Source organism: Pedobacter fastidiosus, from assembly GCF_014306625.1.
Taxonomy (GTDB): domain Bacteria; phylum Bacteroidota; class Bacteroidia; order Sphingobacteriales; family Sphingobacteriaceae; genus Pedobacter; species Pedobacter fastidiosus.
In genome coordinates this window covers 193,060-212,911 of record NZ_JACRYL010000009.1, presented here as the reverse complement: position 1 = coordinate 212,911, position 19,852 = coordinate 193,060, and the positions used below count along the sequence as shown (strand labels likewise).

The 19,852-nt window shown below is 35.6% G+C and carries 16 protein-coding genes; 9 read left to right on the top strand and 7 right to left on the bottom strand.

Annotation, left to right across the window (positions count from 1 at the left end):
* Window positions 1-117: 117 nt before the first annotated feature.
* From H7U22_RS12115 to H7U22_RS12100, 4 genes are all read right to left on the bottom strand, one after another.
* Entirely contained in the window at window positions 118-1,320 is a 1,203-nt protein-coding gene (locus H7U22_RS12115) for an MFS transporter (RefSeq protein WP_222621852.1), read from the bottom strand.
* A gap of 430 nt (window positions 1,321-1,750) precedes the next feature.
* The gene (gene lpdA / locus H7U22_RS12110; RefSeq protein WP_187071615.1) at window positions 1,751-3,157 is read right to left on the bottom strand and encodes a dihydrolipoyl dehydrogenase; all 1,407 of its coding nucleotides are present in this window, start codon (window positions 3,155-3,157) and stop codon (window positions 1,751-1,753) included.
* 148 nt (window positions 3,158-3,305) lie between these two features.
* Entirely contained in the window at window positions 3,306-4,466 is a 1,161-nt protein-coding gene (locus H7U22_RS12105; protein WP_187071614.1) for an esterase-like activity of phytase family protein, read from the bottom strand.
* Between the two features lie 1,064 nt (window positions 4,467-5,530).
* Entirely contained in the window at window positions 5,531-6,439 is a 909-nt protein-coding gene (locus H7U22_RS12100) for a DUF6515 family protein (protein ID WP_187071613.1), read from the bottom strand.
* A gap of 197 nt (window positions 6,440-6,636) precedes the next feature.
* Between H7U22_RS12100 and H7U22_RS12095 the strand changes: the two genes are divergently transcribed.
* The 4 genes from H7U22_RS12095 to H7U22_RS12080 all read left to right on the top strand — a co-directional run bounded on the left by H7U22_RS12095 (window position 6,637) and on the right by H7U22_RS12080 (window position 12,401).
* Window positions 6,637-8,508 carry a CocE/NonD family hydrolase gene (locus H7U22_RS12095; protein ID WP_187071612.1) on the top strand — a complete coding sequence of 624 codons (1,872 nt, stop codon included), beginning with the start codon at window positions 6,637-6,639 and terminating at the stop codon, window positions 8,506-8,508.
* 173 nt (window positions 8,509-8,681) lie between these two features.
* A complete protein-coding gene (locus H7U22_RS12090; RefSeq protein ID WP_187071611.1) occupies window positions 8,682-10,337 on the top strand; it encodes a M1 family metallopeptidase in 1,656 nt (551 codons plus the stop codon).
* A gap of 157 nt (window positions 10,338-10,494) precedes the next feature.
* Complete coding sequence (locus tag H7U22_RS12085; protein WP_187071610.1) at window positions 10,495-11,592, top strand: AI-2E family transporter; 1,098 nt, start codon at window positions 10,495-10,497, stop codon at window positions 11,590-11,592.
* 77 nt (window positions 11,593-11,669) lie between these two features.
* Window positions 11,670-12,401, top strand: coding sequence for a head GIN domain-containing protein (locus tag H7U22_RS12080; RefSeq protein ID WP_187071609.1), 732 nt, complete (start codon window positions 11,670-11,672; stop codon window positions 12,399-12,401).
* Between the two features lie 153 nt (window positions 12,402-12,554).
* Here H7U22_RS12080 and H7U22_RS12075 read toward each other — a convergent pair whose 3' ends face one another.
* Entirely contained in the window at window positions 12,555-12,875 is a 321-nt protein-coding gene (locus H7U22_RS12075; RefSeq protein ID WP_187071608.1) for a hypothetical protein, read from the bottom strand.
* Window positions 12,876-13,194: 319 nt separating this feature from the next.
* Here H7U22_RS12075 and H7U22_RS12070 point away from each other — a divergent pair, with 319 nt between their 5' ends.
* Window positions 13,195-13,413, top strand: a complete 219-nt coding sequence (locus H7U22_RS12070) for a hypothetical protein (protein WP_187071607.1) — start codon at window positions 13,195-13,197, stop codon at window positions 13,411-13,413.
* 103 nt (window positions 13,414-13,516) lie between these two features.
* Window positions 13,517-14,698: a glycosyltransferase family 87 protein gene (locus tag H7U22_RS12065; protein WP_187071606.1), complete on the top strand. Its 1,182-nt coding sequence runs from the start codon at window positions 13,517-13,519 to the stop codon at window positions 14,696-14,698.
* Window positions 14,699-14,708: 10 nt separating this feature from the next.
* Here the strand turns inward: H7U22_RS12065 and H7U22_RS12060 are convergent, their stop codons facing one another.
* On the bottom strand, window positions 14,709-15,005 hold the full coding sequence (locus tag H7U22_RS12060) for a hypothetical protein (RefSeq protein ID WP_187071605.1): 297 nt from the start codon (window positions 15,003-15,005) through the stop codon (window positions 14,709-14,711).
* A gap of 298 nt (window positions 15,006-15,303) precedes the next feature.
* Between H7U22_RS12060 and H7U22_RS12055 the strand changes: the two genes are divergently transcribed.
* The 3 genes from H7U22_RS12055 (at window position 15,304) to H7U22_RS12045 (ending at window position 18,515) form a co-directional block, all read left to right on the top strand.
* Window positions 15,304-16,176, top strand: coding sequence for an alpha/beta fold hydrolase (locus H7U22_RS12055; protein WP_248284735.1), 873 nt, complete (start codon window positions 15,304-15,306; stop codon window positions 16,174-16,176).
* A gap of 436 nt (window positions 16,177-16,612) precedes the next feature.
* Window positions 16,613-17,356 carry a LytR/AlgR family response regulator transcription factor gene (locus H7U22_RS12050; RefSeq protein WP_187071604.1) on the top strand — a complete coding sequence of 248 codons (744 nt, stop codon included), beginning with the start codon at window positions 16,613-16,615 and terminating at the stop codon, window positions 17,354-17,356.
* Between the two features lie 10 nt (window positions 17,357-17,366).
* Window positions 17,367-18,515, top strand: a complete 1,149-nt coding sequence (locus H7U22_RS12045; RefSeq protein WP_187071603.1) for a sensor histidine kinase — start codon at window positions 17,367-17,369, stop codon at window positions 18,513-18,515.
* 389 nt (window positions 18,516-18,904) lie between these two features.
* Here the strand turns inward: H7U22_RS12045 and H7U22_RS12040 are convergent, their stop codons facing one another.
* A complete protein-coding gene (locus H7U22_RS12040; protein WP_317172972.1) occupies window positions 18,905-19,795 on the bottom strand; it encodes a hypothetical protein in 891 nt (296 codons plus the stop codon).
* Between the last annotated feature and the right edge of the window lie 57 nt (window positions 19,796-19,852).

Below are 19,852 nucleotides of genomic sequence, written 5' to 3'. Positions count from 1 at the left end.
CGAAGTTTTAAAGGCCTACGTTCGGGGGAAACTTCGCAAGTCTTAAAAGTATTTCGCTCTAAAACTGACGAAGTTTTTCAACGCAATACCTTAATAAACTTCGTAAGTTGATTAGATCTAATCTACCGCACTTATTTTGGTCACCAGAAAACTCACCAGCAAACCAAAGCAACCAATAACGCCATAAGAATATCGTAAGCTTGAGAGCTGAGAAATGTACCCAATTAGTGGCGGCCCCATTAAGAAACCAAAGTAACTTACACTAGAAACAATAGCAATTGCAATACCCGGCGCTACCTTGCCATTTTTACCTGCAACGCTGTAAACCGTTGGCACAATGCTGGAAACTCCAATACCCACCAACATGAAACCAAAAGTTGCAGACACCACAAAAGGAAAGAAAACAGATAAAAACATTCCTGTTGAAATGATTAAACCACTAATTTGAATGGTTCTTTTTCGCCCTACTTTAGCAATAATTTTATCTCCAACAAATCTGCCGGTCGCCATCATGACCATAAAAGACGCATAACCTAAAATAACCAATGATGATGGTGCCTTTACGATATCTTTAAAGTAAACCCCACTCCAATCGAACATTGCACCTTCTGTTGCCATACTGCAAAAACCAATAATCCCCAATTGGAGTAACACGCCTTCTGGCATAGTAAACAATTTGGTTTTACTTTGATTGGGAGATCCCTTTCCAGGAACAAGATGTTTATGATTTAAAAGAACATTAATCCAAATCAGCACTACAATAATCCAAAAGTGATGGTATGGAATTATATGCAGATTAACCATTAATAACCCAACCAACGCACCAGAAAAACCGGCAATGCTCCAGGCTCCGTGGAAAGAAGTCATGATTGGGCGGCCAAATAATTTTTCTGCTTCTGAGCCCTGAGTATTAACAGCAATATTGCACATATTACCAATTACTCCGAATAAAAATAGGAAAACAGCTAAATGCCATGGAGCCGTTGCCAGACCCAAATTGCTTAAAGCAAGAACATATAATGGTGCAGTAATTGTTAATATTTTTTTACTTCCGTATTTGGTAACCAGCCTACCCGAAACGGGCATGGTAAGCAACTGACCGAGTGGCAATGCAAGTAAAATACTGCCTAATGCACCATCAGAAAGGTTCAAGCTGTGTTTTAAATCTGGAATGCGGCTTGCCCATGATGCAAAAGCAATCCCTTGACCAAAATAAAATAATGAAACCGCTAAACGAATACGATTTGGTGAACTTACTGCTAATACAGGCTTAGTTACTGGGTTATTCGAGAGGTCCTGATTTGCGTTTATTTCTTCCAAAATTGTACTGATAGAATATTTAATAATTTACAAAGTTCTTTAAATCTATCGGAAATATAAAGTTAATTCGTTACTAAAACGTTTTATATTTAAAAAAATGCCTTTAGAAGAGTTTATTAATGTTTTTAGTACCAAAAATAATGGAAACCCCTTTTTCTGATTTGAATTCAATTTTTGAAAGTTTTCTTATCGAATTAGGTTTTGCATAAGGGATAGGAGTGAAAATCCTTTTTTGATTTTTCTTCAAAAAAGATTGTAACCTATAGCCCGACCCTTGCGCAGCTTGGGGCATGCCCAAATTATTTATCCCACAAAAAAAGCCGATAATTTCTTATCGGCTCTAATATTTTATAATTGTTCGTCACATTGAATTCATTTCAGAGTCTTAACTAATAAATACTGAAACAAGTTTAGCATGACGTTTTGTTTATTAAATATGGATCGCTCTGTTGTCCGTTGCCGCTAAAGCAGCTTCTTTTAAAGCTTCGGTATAAGTTGGGTGAGCGTGACAAGTACGGGCGATATCTTCTGCTGATGCACGGAATTCCATCGCGATAACCGCTTCAGCAATCATATCCGCAGCCCTTGGACCAATCATATGTACGCCTAAAACTTCATCAGTTGTAGCATCGGCCAAAACTTTAATGAAACCGTCGGTATCCATACTCGCTTTTGCACGTCCGCTGGCTTTGAAAGGGAATGAACCAGTTTTGTATTTTGTCCCTTTTTCTTTTAATTGCTCTTCGGTTAAACCAACAGATGCAACTTCTGGCCAAGTGTAAACTACACCCGGTATTAAGTTATAATTAATGTGCGGTTTTTGGCCAGCAATCGTTTCGGCAACGTAAGTTCCTTCATCTTCTGCTTTGTGCGCCAACATTGCGCCTGTAATTACATCACCAATGGCATAAACCCCTTTAACTGAAGTTTCTAAATGCTCGTTTACCGGGATTTTTTTACCTCTTTCCTCAATCGTAATTCCGATTTTATCTAATCCTAAACCTTCGCTATAAGCTGTTCTTCCAACAGCAACAATGCAATAATCGGCTTCTAAAGAAATAGATTCGCCTTTAGCATTATCCGCTTTAACGGTAACCGTTTTGCCTTTTACAGTTGCGCCGGTAACTTTGTGGTTCATGTAAAATTCCATCCCTAGGTTTTTCTTCAACACACGTTGAAGTTCTTTACCCAAGCCAGCATCCATTGTACCAATAATAGATGGTAAAAATTCTACCACAGAAACTTTTGTACCTAAGCGGGCATATACAGAACCCAACTCTAAACCGATTACGCCACCACCAATTACAACCATCGATTTTGGAACTTCTTTAATGTTTAAAGCTTCAGTCGAGGTAATAATTCGTTTTTTATCAATGGGCAAAAATGGTAAAGCGGTTGGTTTAGAACCTGTTGCAATAATTACATTTTTTGCTGATAAGGTTTCAGTAGAACCATCTGCTTTGGTAATCAAAATGGTATTTTTATCTACGAATGAACCAACGCCTTCAAAAGAATCAATTTTATTTTTCTTGAATAAGTATGTAATCCCTGCGGTGTTCTGTGCTACAACATCGTCTTTACGAGCGATCATTTGTGGCATATTAACTTTAAGATCTTTTAAATCGATACCATGAGTTGTAAAAGTATGGGCAGCATTGTGAAAGTGTTCTGATGAATCTAACAATGCCTTTGATGGAATACAACCAACATTTAAGCAGGTACCTCCAAAGGTTTTATATTTTTCTATAACAGCTGTTTTCAAGCCTAACTGAGCACAACGGATTGCGCCTACATAACCGCCCGGCCCTGAACCGATAACAACGACATCGTATTGCATAATTTTCTAAGAATTTTTGATTAACCAAAGGTAGCTAAAAAAGGCGGAAAGCTGAAAGACTAAAGCCTAAAGACCTAGTTTATCAAGCTCAATTTTACAATCAAAATGTATTCTGATTTTTAAATTTTAAATCCTAGCTTAAACCAAATTAAGGCTCAACCTCAAACAAAAAGAATTGTTGAATTTGATTTTTGGCAAAGTTATTATCCACACAGAAAATTAGTGTATCATGGCCATTTGGCAATTTTGGACCGAAAGTTATCCCTTCAAAATTGTCGATGTGCATATTCAAAGTGTCAAAATCGAAAAGCAACTTTTTTATAAGTGGCTTAGGTGGTTTTTTTACAAACGAAGCATTGTTAATTTCGTTTTCTGCACCATTTAAATCAACTAGATAAAGTTTTATAAAGGTGTGATCGTCATGGCCTTTGGCCCAAGCCCGTTCCATAACCAATAAGGTATGGTTATTTACAGCCAAAATCTCGGAGATTCCATTTATGTTCCAATCACTTTCTACAGTTGGGTTTACAGGTAATTCACCCAAATTATAGGCATATTGAGCTGTATTTTTCTTGCTATCGACATCAAATTTTAAAATACGAGTAAGAGCTTTGTCATACCCAAATGCAGCCTGCCTACCATCTTGATAAAGTGGCTCTTCTAAACTGGCGTATAATGTTTTGTAATTGTCGGCATAACTTAAGCCTTCAAAAAATGCATTTTTGCGTACCCCAAAAGCTTGCTTGGTAATTTCAAAACCTTTCGGAAGTGAAACCGTATCTAAAAATTTTCCTTCTAGAGATATAAAAGTTAAAGCAGGCTGAACGATTGTAGTATCTGTTGGGCGATATAAACGTTCGCCTTCGTTTCCCCAAACCAATCGGTTCCGGGTAGGATCAAATCTTACTGATTCTCCATCAGCCTTAGAATTTTTACCATACTGATATTTCGGGTATTGCAAACCATTTTCCTGCAAAATAAATTTAACCCCAGTAAGCTGAACGGTATCAATTTTATTTTCTTGAATCGCGATTTTTGCTGTGTAAACTCTCGCCGGACTAAACTGCGAAGGATCATCGCTAATTAAGTAATACTGATTATTTTTTGCATCATAATCTATCCCCGATAAACCCCCAACTATAGTATTTTGATAAACAGCATTAAGAGGCATAACATAACCATTTAAAAATTTAATGGATGAAATAGAGGTCTCTTTTGTTTTTACAGCAAACTTTGCCGTAGAACAAGAAGCAAGAAAAATAATTATTAATAAATAAAGGAGGGAGATTTTTGCTGGTGCTTTTTTCAAATGGAAGTAATTTATTATTAGTAAAAGTATTTAAAAATGTTGAATGAAAATAACGAAAGCATTTTAATAGATATTATAATCTTACTTAACTTCATCTCGACTGGAGCCCTCCAATATCCGTCATCTCGACTGGAGCGCAGCGAAACGGAGAGACCTTTGAAACTAAAAACGAAACGTACTCCCCTTAAAACATTTCTCCACTGCGGTCGAAAGGACGATATTGATTTGGATTTCTCGATTAGATTCCATACCCCTCATTCCTATCTAGAATGAAGCACTCTCCAATCCGTCACTCAAATGGAGCACACTCCACAATCCGTCATCTCGACTGGAGCGCAGCTAAACGGAGAGACCTTTGAACCTAAAAACAAAACTAAAGTCCACACCCCTCGCTCCTTCATTAGCATGAAGCAACCCCCCATTCCGTCATCTCGACTGGAGCGTAGCGAAACGGAGAGACCTTTGAACCTAAAAACAACTTATACCCCTTAAAAGATTTCTCCACTACGGTCGAAAGGACGATATTGATTTAGATTTCTCCATTAAAATCCACACCCACGTTCACCATCTAGAACGAAGCTCTCTCCAATTCGTCACTCAAATGGAGCACACCTACAATCCGTCATCTCGACTGGAGCGCAGCGAAACGGAGAGACCTTTGAACCTAAAAACGAAACGTACTCCCCTTAAAAGATTTCTCCCCAACGATCGAAAGAACGATATTGATTTGGATTTCTCGATTAAAGTCCACACCCCTCGGTCGCCATTTCTATTGGAGCACTCTCCAATCCGTCATCTCGACTGGAGCGTAGCGAAACGGAGAGACCTTTGAACCTAAAAACAAAACTAATGTCCACACCCCTCGCTCCTTCATTAGCATGAAGCACCCCCCATTCCGTCATCTCGACTGGAGCGCAGCGAAACGGAGAGACCTTTGAAACTAAAAACGAAACTTATACCCCTTAAAAGATTTCTCCCCAACGATCAAAAAGACAATACTACATTAAATAAAAAACCGCTTCAATTTAACATTGAAGCGGCTTGAAATTATAATTACCAATTAATTAAAAAAGCTTACCAATTACCCTATAACTTACTGAGGTTCCACCCGTTACTTCTTCGTAATAAACATCATCTGGAGAAACAAAATATTTCTCATTTTTAATGGTTACTTCTCTACAACCTTCGGGCAATTGAGTAATAATATCACCAATTTGATGTGTATCAACTGGGCCATCGGTAGTATTTAATACACCATCCTTACCCGCCACAACATAAACTGTTTTGCCATCAGCATTCTCACTTTGAGTATAATAAACACCTTTATATTCATAATAATCTACACCATCAATGGTAACCAAATTTGCATCAGATGGCAACGTTGGGACTTCAGCACCAACTGGTGGAACTACTACTTGATAGTTACTTTCATATTGTCTGTAAAATAAACCACCTGAATAATAATATTGATCAGGACCGAAATAAAACGGATAATAACCATAAGGCAAAACGTTTAAACGGAAACCGATAAATGGTCTGTAATAATTGTGATAACCGTAATATCCATAGCTTGAACGATATCCATAGCCTGGTCTGTTATAACCTCCACCCGGACGATAGCCTGGGCGATAACCGGGTCTGTTGTAACCATAACTTGGGCGATCTGGACGACCACCTGGGCGACTAATTCCTGGACTTGGTCTGTAACTTCCTCTACTTGGCCCTTGAATCCCTCCTCTTGATGGTGCTTGCATAGATGGCTGTCTAGAAACTGAACCTCCATCTCGTGATGGTGAAACAGAACTTGATCTACCACCGCTAATGCTGCCTCCCGATCTGCCACCGCCAGAGCTACTTCCACCAGAACTACCTCCTCTACTTGGTCTTTGAGCAGAAGCACTTTCTAAATTTATAGTTGCCACCAATGCTGCTACAGCAAAAACAACCAAAGTTTTATTTAATAACCTATTCATTTTTATTGTGTTTAAATCAATTATTTATATGACGATGAAAATCTGTAAAAGATTATCGCTTAACATTATTTAACTAAATTTTGATAAAGGGATGACGATTTGAGGTTAAAATACTAACAAACCTTTTACGGATGTTTTTTTACTTATCACATCCTTATCTCTATATTTAAATTTTATTCCTCAAATCACCACAATCAATGAACCTCAACAAAATTTTCTGCCTTTTAATTTTCCTGTTCATTTCAAACGAATTATTGGCTCAGCAAACTGATTCAGCATATGTTAGGGAGAACTACACCAAAATTGAGCGCCAAATACCTATGAGAGATGGCATTAAGCTCTTTACTTCTATTTATATACCCAAAAATCAATCCAAAAAATATCCGTTTTTAGTTAACCGTACGCCTTACACGGTACAGCCTTACGGAGAAGATAAATATAAAACCAGTTTGGGAAATTTCCCTGCCATGATGCGTGAGGGATTTATTTTCGTTTATCAGGATGTTCGCGGAAAATGGATGAGTGAGGGAAACTTTGAAGATGTTCGTCCGCAGTTTGTGGGCAAAAAAACTAAAACATCGATAGATGAAAGTACCGATACTTACGATACGATAGATTGGTTAGTTAAAAACGTTAAAAACAATAACGGTAATGCAGGTATTTACGGAATCTCTTACCCAGGTTTTTATTCTACAACTTCTCTACCAAATGCGCACCCCGCACTTAAAGCGGTTTCGCCACAAGCACCAGTTACCGATTGGTATATGGGTGATGACTTTCACCACCGCGGAACTTTATTTGTAATGGATGCTTTTAGCTTTATGACCACCTTTGGCGTACCTCGCCCTAAACCCATTACTCCAGATAAAGGCCCAAAAAGTTTCAACTTTCCAATTCAGGATAATTACCGTTTTTATTTAGAAGCGGGTTCACTTAAGAATTTAAAGGACAAATATTTTGCAGATAGCATTAAGTTCTGGAATGATTTATTTGCACATCCAAATCTTGATACTTTCTGGAGAGCACGTTTAATTTTACCTCATTTAACCAATGTAAAACCTGCCGTTATGGTAGTTGGTGGTTTCTTTGATGCAGAAGATGCATACGGAACTTTTGCAACTTACAAAGCAATAGAAAAGCAAAACCCAACGGCAAATAATATTTTAGTTGCAGGCCCATGGTTTCATGGTGGCTGGGTAAGAAGTGTTGGAAGTAGTTTCGGAGATATCGAATTCGGACAACCAACAAGTACTTACTATCAAGAAAATTTTGAATTGCCTTTCTTTAAGCATTATCTAAAAGGTGAAGGAGATTTTAATGCAGCAGAGGCAAACATCTTTGTTACCGGAAGTAATCAATGGAAAAAATTCGAAACTTGGCCACCAAAAGATACAGACAGTAAAAATTTGTACTTACAGCCTAACGGAAAACTAAGTTTTGAAAAAGTTGGCAGAACCGATAGTTGGGATGAATATGTAAGCGATCCAAATAATCCAGTTCCCTACCAAGATGGAATTCAGGTAAAACGTCCTCGTGAATATATGATTGATGATCAGCGTTTCGCATCCCGTAGACCAGATGTGAAAACTTATCAAACCGATGCATTAACTGAAGATATAACCGTCACTGGCCCTGTATTGGCAAATTTGATTGTCTCTACCACTAGTACTGATGCAGATTATGTAGTAAAATTGATTGATGTTTATCCAGAAGATGCTCCAAACCCAATCCCCAACCCAAAGAATTTGGTAATGGGTGGTTATGAAATGTTGGTTCGTGGAGAAATTATGAGAGGAAAATATCGCAATAGCTTTGAAAAACCAGAGCCATTTATTCCAGGAGCAATTACGAAAGTTAACTATCCATTGCCCGATGTGGCACACACCTTTAAAAAAGGGCATAAAATTATGATTCAGATTCAGAATTCATGGTTTCCATTGGCGGATAGAAATCCTCAGAAATTCATGGATATTTATCAGGCTGAAAAAGGTGATTTCCAAAAGGCAACGCAGAAAATTTATCACGATGTGAACAACAGTTCATTTATTACGGTTTCAGTTTTGAAGTAAAAACCACCCCACCCCTCCTTGAAAATCAGGAGGGGAGCTCCGTTCCTCAGTTTAAGTATGAATACTAAACAACTATGGAATGCCAACGTTAATAAAAGCATAAATTAAAATTTACCCCTGTCCAGCTCCCCTCCCAATTTAGAAATGGCAAGGGGTGGTTAGTAAAATATCACATGAAAAAACTCATTTTAATATTAGGGTTGGCGCTAAGTATTTCGGCATCGAATGCACAAATGCTGGGCAAAAACCAAGTAAATTCCAGAGCAGATAGTTTACGTGGAACTTTAACTCCGCTAAGAACCTGTTATGATATTAACTACTATCACTTAGATGTGAAAATAGACATCGACCAAAAATCGGTTAGCGGAAGCAACGAGTTTAGGTTTACTGCAACGCAGGATTTTACCAAACTTCAATTTGATTTATTTTCAAATCTGAAAATAGAAAAAATAGTTTACAACACAACTGAATTGCCTTTCACAAGAGAATATAATGCTGTTTTTGTAACTTTCCCCAAGGCTATTAAAAAAGGAAGCAAAGATAAATTCACTGTTTTCTATTCTGGTAATCCAACTGTTGCCAAAAACCCACCTTGGGATGGTGGCTTTATTTTCAGAAAAGATTCAGCTGGAAATCCTTGGGCTTCTGTAGCCTGCCAAGGTTTGGGCGCCAGTGTTTGGTGGCCAAATAAAGATCATCAAAGTGATGAGGTGGATAGTATGTTAATCAGCATTACAGCACCTAAAGGATTACAGGATGTATCTAACGGAAGGTTAAGAAGTGTTGTAACACAGCCTGATGGCTTAAAGAAATACAATTGGTTTGTAAGCAATCCGATCAATAATTATGATGTGGCGTTTTACATAGGAAAATATTCGCATTGGGAAGATAGCTTTGCCGGAGAAAATGGAAAATTAACTATTGATTACTGGTCGTTACAAACAGATAGTGCCAAAGCTCGTCCGCATTGGGATGCAGATGTAAAACCAATGTTGAAATGTTTCGAATATTGGTTTGGCCCCTACCCATTTTACAAAGATGGTTACAAATTGGTACAAGCCCCACATTTGGGCATGGAACATCAAAGTGCTGTGGCTTATGGAAATGGTTTCAAAAAAGGTTACTTGGGTAGAGATTTAAGCGGAACAGGGCACGGCTTAAAATGGGATTTTATAACCATTCATGAGAGTGGGCACGAATGGTTCGGAAACAACATTACCTCAAAAGATATTGCAGATATGTGGATACATGAGGGTTTTACAGACTATTCTGAAACCTTATTTACAGAATGCTCAGAAAACAAACAGGCAGGCAATGAATATGTTATCGGTCTGCGCAAAAATATAGCGAATGATGTGCCGATTATTGGTCCATATGGTGTAAATAAAGAAGGTTCTGGCGATATGTATTATAAAGGTGCAAATCTCATTCATACCATCAGACAGCTAATTAACAATGATGAAAAATTCAGACAAATTCTTCGTGGTTTAAACAAAACTTTTTATCATAAAACCGTGACTACAGCAGAAATAGAAAACTATATTGCTAAAGAAAGTGGATTGAAGTTAAATAAGATTTTTGATCAGTATTTACGCTATAAAAAAATTCCATTGTTGGAATATAAAATCAAAAGTGGTTCACTATCTTACCGTTGGATTACAGATGTAAAAGGTTTCGACATGCCAATTAAAGTAACATTGAAAAATGGAATTTATACATCAGTCACGCCTACAAACGAATGGAAATCTTCTAAATTAAATACCGACATAAATGCAGATAATTTCAAGATAGATCCACTTTATTATGTGGATAGTAAAAAAGTAGATTAAAATTTAAATGCTGTATTATAAATTTTTCATTTTGAGTCAGCCGAAATTTTCAACTCTTCGGCAGACTCAAAATTCATCAATTCAAAATTATCGTCAAAAAAATTAGCTTAAGTTTTCTAACAGATTTTTCTTAATTTGTGTTACCAAACTTCTTGCTATGCTCGCCAATTCAAAAACCTCATCCCGCAGTGTTATTGAAACCGTTTTAGTTATGCTTCTTTTGCTGGCTTTAATGTTCGCACTATATGATGTGCTAAGAGCCTTTTTTGGAGTCTTTACTTTTGCACTTATTTTCGCCGTTTCGTTTTCAAAACCCTACGAAAAACTTGTTAAGCTCTTAAAAAACAAAAGAAAATTGGCTGCTACCATTTATGCCATTCTCCTTATTTCCATTATCACATTGCCATTTGTTTTTATTATTTCGGCAATTGCTAATCATCTTAAAGAAGCTTCAATATTCATAACTAATGTTAAGGAACATGGCTTGCCACCACTCTCGCCTAAAATTGCAAATTTACCTTTGGTTGGCGATCAAATTACTTCCTTTTGGAAAAACGTCTTAATCAATCCGCAAGAAACTATTGGCCCACATGAGCCTCAAATAAAAGCAGCATTTAATCACGTTTTAACAACTGGAATGGGAATGCTCGGTGCCACGCTTCAATTTGTACTAGGGATAATTATTTCGGCATTCTTTTTGGCTGGTGGAGAAAAAATGCTACTTCCAGTTAAGGCGGCAATGAAACATTTACTAGGCGCAAGAGATGGAATTGATTTACTCCATGCTACAGGACAAGCGGTAAAAGGGGTATCAATAGGAGTAATGGGAACGGCCTTTTTTGCTGCATTGATTTCATGGATAGGCTTTGCCATTGCAGGTGTTCCATTTGCTTTGGGATTAGCCGCCTTGGTTTTCTTTTTAGTCGTAATTCAGGTTGGTCCATTGTTGGTATGGATTCCACTGATTATTTGGTATGCTACACAAGGCCATACAGGCTGGACCATCTTTCTTATTATTTATGCTGTTGGAGTAATGATAATCGACACCATTTTAAAACCTATTCTAATTGCAAAAAGCGGAGGAAAGCTTCCGTTTTTAGTTTTGTTTTTAGGCGTAGTTGGTGGCATGCTTGCTTGGGGCTTTACAGGGATATTTAAAGGGGCAATTATTATGGCCGTTTTCTACACGATATTTACAAAATGGCTCGAAAAAAGAAAAATTGAACAAGAATTGCCTGCTGGTGCAACTTTTTGATAAAACAATCGTCTTATAATAAAATGCAATTAAATCCGCCTTAGAAATTAACCTCATAGGCACTAAAATTCTACATGATGAAAAAAATATTTTCAATTTTATTTGCCGCATTAACGTTATCGACCAGCATCAATGCGATTGCAAAAGAACAAATCCACATCAGCTCATCATCCAGATTAGACGACGAAAGAGATGTAAAAAACTTTAGCGGTGTGGCTGCTGGTGGCCCAATCAATGTTGTGATCACTTTGGGAAGCAAAGAAAGTTGTCGCTTTGAAGGCGATGCCGATGCAATTGCTACACTAATTACCGAAGTTAAAGGCAATGTTTTAATTATCCGTCCTCAAAACAGCTGGACCAGCTGGGAAAGAAAGTACGAAAATAAAAAAATTACAGCCTATGTTACTGCAAAAAGTATTACCAGCTTAACTATGAGTGGTTCAGGAAGCATGTCTGTAATTGGCAATATCAATTCTAAAGCTTTAGCCGCAACCTTAAGCGGTTCTGGAAGCATAAAAGTAACAGCAAATGTTGATGATTTTAGCGGCGTAATAAGTGGATCGGGCAACTTAATGGTAAATGGCAGTGCCGATGATGCTAAAGTTGTAATTAGTGGTTCTGGGAATTTCTCAGGAAAAGGCTTAACCGTTAATGATTTGTCAACAACCGTAAGTGGCTCTGGAACAGTAAATATTAAAGCAGATCAAAGAATTAAAGCCGTAATCAGCGGTTCGGGTAATGTAAATTATTCTGGAAGCGCTACTGTAGAAAAAACAGTTATTGGATCAGGAGCGGTTAGAAAAATTTGATAAATCGAAAAACTGTTTAAATTTCGAAAAATTAAATTGTTTTGTTCTGTGGAGACACGAACCAAGACAGCAAGAAAAATTTAACACACTAAAATCCATAAGAAAGGGCACCAATCTAATTAAAGATTGATGCCCTTTCTTATTTAATTAAAACTATCTACGAATTCTCGCTGGACTATAAGCAATTAGATACTCAGAGTCTTTTTCTATTGGGATAGACAAATCCGGAACCTGAATATCTGGATGATTAGTCTTTAAGTATAACATTACATTATCAGCAAAATCTTGCAATACTTTATGTTCTACTCTGTGTGATACCGTTGGGTAATAATCATGCTCTATCGCCAATCGGCCAGCATCTGTTACTTGACTAAATTTCCAACCTTCACCCTTTTTGATACCATTTTCCTTATTTGCATTGTTTAAGTGGTACAAATACACTTTAGCCTGTAGGGCCACATCTTCTTTTTTCATCTAAATTAATTAAGCAACAAATTGCAGTTGCCATTTGAAATAATAATAACCAACAATAAACAACAGTGAAATGCCAAGACAAGAATATGGCGAGAAAAGTTAAATGAAAGTTGTATCGTTTTTTGCTAAAGATACGATTTAATTGTGGGATCAATCAGTAAGCACCAAAATGTGACAGTATGAAGGGATTAGGGTAAATTAAACCCTTTTAATTAAAAAGTTTGAAATTATACTTGCGCACAATTTGATTTAATACCAGATAGTTTAAAAAAAACAAAGTGCAAGTCACATTGTTCTTTTCAAACTAAATATTTTGTTAATGCCCATTATTTTAAATAAATATACCAGCCTAGAAGTCATTGAAAGTTTACAAATAGGCGAATATGTTACCAATGGAACTGGAGTTGAGGGATCAATTATTCAGATTGAAGTTTTAAAAGCAAAGTCTGGGAAGCTTTTCAAAATTTCACTACACTCTGGCAAAATTTTTTTTATTATTTCTTCGATAGCGTTTCCTCCCATAAATTATAATTTTTGAAAAAACTTTAAGTTTTAATCAAAACAGAAAAAGTATTCCTGTTTGTTTTAGCTTATTGAATATTAGAAATAAAATATTATTATTGTGCAACAATAATATTACAATGCCCTCTAATTATCTAACCAACAAAATCAAACTTCCCGAAGATAATCGCTTAGTTCTATTAATATGGCTATCGATAACCCTAATATTTGTCGTCGACTCGTGGATCACACATCGTTTTAACAATTATTTAATTTTTGAAAATACTTTTCGCAATCTTTTACAACAACAATCATTTTATGCTCCATATCCAGAGTTTCATGAAGATGCTAATCATTATGGTCCAGTTTTCAGTTTAATTGTAGCCCCATTTGCCTCTTTTCCAAACTGGCTGGGTTTACTTTTCTGGAATCTCTTTAATTGTGTGTTTCTTTTTAAGGCAATACAAACATTGCCCATGAGCAATAAGGATCGAATCACTTTCGGATTTATAGCCTTACCATGTTTAATTGAATCTATGCTAAATCAGCAGTTTAATGCAGCTGCAGGAGCACTAATCATTTTAAATTATACTCAACTCAATAAAGCAAAAGGCTTTTTCTCGAGCATGTTTATGGTACTCGGAATATTTGTTAAGCTTTATGGAATAATTGGCTTGGCTTTCTTCTTCTTTGTTAAGGATAAGCCTAAATATATTTTATTTTCCGTTTTCTGGGCGATTTTATTTTTCTTGCTCCCAATGTTTTTCTCTTCACCTTTATTTGTTTTTGAATCTTATCAGGAATGGATGAGTTCGCTTGTAAATAAAAATTCAATAAACGTTATAGGAGCAGGAATAGATATGTCTATAATGGGTTTCTTTAGAACGCTTTTCCATTCTCCGTATTTAAGTAACAGCATTTGCATTTCAATAGGCGCATTAATTTTTATGCTACCATTCATCAATTTTAGTGCCTATAGCAAACGCAGATTTCAACTTTTGATCCTTGCATCCTCATTACTATTCCCCATATTATTTAGCACTGGAGCTGAAGATTGTACCTTTATTATATCTATAGCTGGTGTAGGAATATGGTACGTACTTGAAAAAAACGGAAAACTCAAAAACATCCTCTTGCCGATTCTTTTAATAACAGCCTGCGATTTCCCAATGTTATTTTTCCCCGTATTTGCTAAAAGTAATCCAATTTTACTATCAATGCTTAGCTTTCCATATTTCTTAGTATGGATTAGAGTAATATATAAAGCCTTTAGATATAAAAGGATTTTCGCAAACGAATACCAACAAGAAATAGCCTGTTAAAATTTCTAATTTATTTTTTTTCTGCACCTTCTTTATTAAGTACAGAATACCAGTTAATTGGATGCGACCTTAAATTCATTCCATCGCTCTCAATGTGATATAAGATTATCGGAATGTTAAAATCAACTAGCGATTCAATTTTTCTAGAAAGTGTACCAAGAAAATCTATGCTTGATATACCTTCCTTAAGATGCACATAAATAACACTCGCCGTTTTAAATTCGAAGCGCTCAACTACACCAGGCCATTCTGAACGAATTCGGGTAAGAAATGCATAAATTTTTGATGATTCTTTGAGGCTTTCCATAATCTTTCGCATTTAGGATATCCTAATTTAACGAAATATTCTAAATAAGAGTATTTGTAACAGAGAGCATACAGAAAAGATATTGTATACATATAATGCGCCTAACGAAATGGCACTTTAATTTGACCTCACCTATCCTTAAAAGTTCGGACGAATACATTTTATTAAATTTTAGCTTGACCATCAAAAATTACTAATCATAAGACTCAAAAGCCCCCCTTAATTGTCCTTTTCATACCTCAGCCGATGGTACTTCTAAATGTATATTTACTTATTATTTTATAATTGAAAACAAACGATGAAGAAATTTATCAATAACTTAATTATTTTTATGCTAGTAGACTCACTTCTTATTGCATGGTCAATTTCGGTAACAGCACAGCAAAATAATAAAATGGAAAAGAATAAAACTTTTGGTTACGCACCGGTAAACGGAATTAAAATGTACTACGAAATTTATGGAGAAGGAGATATTCCATTGGTTTTAATTCATGGTGGGGGCTCCACCATAGAGACCTCTTTTTCTAATATTTTACCCTTATTATCTGGCAAAGTCATCGCAGTAGAATTACAGGCGCACGGACGAACGAGTGATCGAGATGAGCCAGAATCTTTTGAACAAGATGCTGATGATGTTTTCGCATTGCTTAAACATCTAAAAATAGAAAAGGCAAATATACTTGGCTTCAGCAATGGGGCCACAACAACTCTACAAATCGCTATTAGGCATCCAGAAGCAGTAAATAAAATCGTTGTAATTTCAGGAACATATAAAAGAGACGGGATGATTGCTGGTTTTTTTGAGGGTATGGAAAAAGCATCGTTGGATAATATGCCTGAGCCCTTAAAGATTGCTTACTTAAAGGTTAATCCAAATCAGGCTGGTTTAGTTACCATGTTTAATAAAGATAAAAACAGAATGATCAATTTTAAGGATTATGCTGATGAAGATATTCAAAGCATCAAAGCAAAAGCCTTAATTATGGTTGCAGATCATGATGTGATCACGTTAGAACACACAATTAAATTGTCGAGATTAATTCAAAATGCACAACTGGCAATATTGCCTGGAATTCATGGTTCGTTTATTGGCGAAGTTTGTACGGTAAAAGATGGGCGTAAAATCGTAGAAATGACGGCTAACTTAATTGATGAATTTTTAAGCCAATAAAAAAGCCACAGCCCGCTCATTTTAAAAGAAGAGACTTAAAAACTAAATTATGAGAGCGTTAATTTAGATTTAAGCCTAGAACTTTATATTTTTGTACAAGATCGATTTTTGCAGAAAAACTTAAATACTTAATAAAAGCAGACCAAAGGAATTCATTTTATCGAGTATTCAAATATCATATTTGAATGTTAAACTTTCATGTCATTTACACAAATCGGTGCCTTTTCGTTACCCATAGCATTATTTTCAGTGTAAAAAGCCTTTTACATTCACAGAATTATTATCTCGAATATCACTAAAAACATTCGTTTCCAATCAATCTTGTAGTATAAATCCATCTCATTTGTATTAGAATTGAAAGATTTTCATTCTAATAACTACTTTTTAAGTTGAAAAGGTGTAATTTCGGGTTTGCGGAAAACCAAATTTAACAAGGATGATCAAGTGTATTGCAATAGATGACCAGGAAAATTCAATTAATGGCCTTAAGAAATATATTTCTGAAACTCCAAGTTTAGATTTAATTGCAAGTTATACTGATCCACTTTTAGCGCTAAAAGAAATCCCAAAAAGACCGCTCGTTGATGCAATATTTATCGATATAAATATGCCAAACCTATCTGGTTTAGAGCTGGCAAAGGTAATTAGAGGAAAAACAAAAAAACTCATCTTTACAACTTCTCATCAAGAATATGCTTTCGAAGCTTTTGAAGCAGAGGCAGATGCTTATTTATTAAAGCCATACAGTTACGGAAAATTCTTACTAACAATTAATCGACTTTTTAACGAGGTTAGTGAAGAACCTGTGAATAAAGCAATCGAAAAAAAAGAAGAATACTTTCTGGTTAAAAATAAAGAAGAAGAACATAAAACCGTTTTGGTTCGCTATGATGAGATAGTAGCATTTGAGAGCTTTCATAATTATGTGAAAATCCATACCATCAAAAAAACTATTATAGCCTATCTAAGCCTAAAAGACGTACGAGAACAACTCGATCTTGATGGCCAGTTTATCCAGTTACACCGCGGTTATATTATTGCAGTAGGGCATATCCAACATATAGAAAGCAATAAGATTACGTTAAGCAATAAGATTAGTTTTAATGTAGGCGATATTTATCAAACAGAATTCAGAGAATTTCTTTCTGATAAAATTATCACCAGCAATCGAAAAAAGTAAGACATATAATATGACTTCGCTAACCAAGGATAAAAAGTCGGGAATGCTTAAATTGTTCTTAAAATATAAAATTCATTTTATTGCTTGGGCCCTCTACATCACTTGGGAAACTTTTATTGCTGGGTTAATATCAGGCAAATTTGGAAGCTTTCCTAATTACGTTATTCACTATTTTCTTAATATTACCCTTTTTTATGTCCATGCCTATTTAATGGCTAAAGCTTTACATTTTCCGAAAAATGTAATTTGGAAATTGCCTTTATACATTGCTTTGGAAATTTTGGCCTATGTAGTTATCGTTTTTTATATTGACAGTTTTATAAACGCCTACACCAATATTTTTCAAGGCATCAAAATCCCACCTAATAAAATCAGAATATTCGCACTTTTATGGCGTTGCTTATTTTTTGTCTTTTTTTCTACAGGTTACTACTATTTAATCACCTATTTATCGGAGAAAAAAGAGAAAGAACGCATTGATAAACAAAGATTTAAAGTTTTATTAGAAAAAGAAAGAACAGAGAAACAATTGGCATTAGCTCGAAATGCACTTTTACAAGCTCAAATTAACCCTCACCTATTATTTAACACCTTAGAGTTTTTATATCAAAAATTAAAGACCATTTCTCCGAACGATGCTCAGGCAATGCTATACCTTTCGGAAGTTATGCGTTATGCCGCATCTGCAGATGGCACTAAAACTTTTCTTTCATTGGGAAGGGAAATTGCACAATGCGAAAATCTCATTTCATTGCATGGAATTACAGAAGGCAAAATTTTTACTGGTTTCGCCTATGCACCGGATGTGGAAGATTTGCCATTTATTCCGTTGGTTTTGGTAACCGTACTCGAAAATATGTTTAAGCATGGCGATTTGCAAAGTGATTTAGTTAGAGCGGAACTGAGCGTTTACCAAGATGATGATGCACTTGTTATAGAAAGCATTAATGCAATTAGGGCTTATCCACATCGAGCAGGGCTTTCATCTGGATTGAACAACATCAAAAATAGGCTGGAATACGCCTATGGATCGCAAGCAACTTTTCTTCATCAAAATGATGATAAAACATTTAGACTCACTATAAGAGTAGAAAAAAAAGCAATTATAATAAGCGAAAAAGGCAAGATGGAAATTCTTCAAAAAAAAAGAATTGATTAATTAACCTAAGCTCCTAATAATTAACATTATACTTTAAAAACTCAACAACATTTCAATCTATATATATGTTAAATTTCAAGAAAGATTTGGTAGTTACAATATAAGCCATTATATTGGCCCTTGAGAGCGTTAATTTAGATTTGGGCGCATGAGATTCGTTTCATGTGCCCTTCTTTTTCTTCAAAATTCCCACCATAATTAACAGTGATTAAACACTGTTTTCACTCCAGCAAAAAATAGAATTAATTCAAGATAAAATAATCAATGAAGAAAAAAAATGGCTTCTATCGAAGCATTTGCTTTAATGAAGCCATCGATTATATCATAAATATTGCAATTTTAGAAGATGCAATATTGAAAGAATTTTTAAATATAAATTGGTTTTAAAATTAGAACTGAACGCCTATTACCCACATATTTTCTATGTAATTAATTTTCTGACTGGCCTTATCGTATTCATCCCATCCTGTGGTGTGGATTTGGGTCAGATTAGTTGCACCAAACTTAGTTGTGTTCTGTAAATAAACGTTTTTCCAAACGTAAAATTTCAATCCAATTTTTGCAGAAATCCCATAGCCAGAGATATTCCAATGATTGTTTCTACCTAAACCAAATAACCGAACATCAGATCGTGGAATCATCAATCCACCACCTAAACCAGTTTCTAAAGTTAAGGATGTGTTTCCTCCTGGGGCAACCCAAATATCATCGTAACGCTCTACTTCTATATTGGCGTAATTAAATCCATCAGTATGCTCAAAAGTTAACATACTTTCTTTTACATCGATAGTTTGTCCATTATAATCGCCTGCTAAAGATCCCGTTGGAACATTTTCTGGAGTAATGTTTGCCCCAATGTGACCAGTAATTGCAACTTTTTGAGGAATATCCATTACATATTTCATATGATCCCATCCAATGGAAATGCTATAATTATCTTTAATAAAATAACCTACACGAATGTTGTATTGTGGTACAGTAATTAAACCAGGGTTTAAGTAATCCCAGCTTAATTTTGATTGCCTATCATGAGCAACCACATCCTTAAGTGTAAAATCGTAGTTTGGACCTTGAAAGCGGATATCGCTCTTATCGTACCAAGAGTGATTATATCCCCAATGGAAAAAAAAGTCGCCTTTACGAGAAAAATTTCTTTTATGCTCAGGATTGAATAAACTTTTAGAAGTGGGTTCAGTATTTACTGATGAGGTTTTAATTTCTTGGGCCTGCATCCGCTTGCCAAATAAAAGCGCTAAGAATAATATAGAAATTTTTTTCACGGCGCAAATTGAGCAAAAAGCTTCGTGATTTACAAATATTTAACAATTTGCATAAAC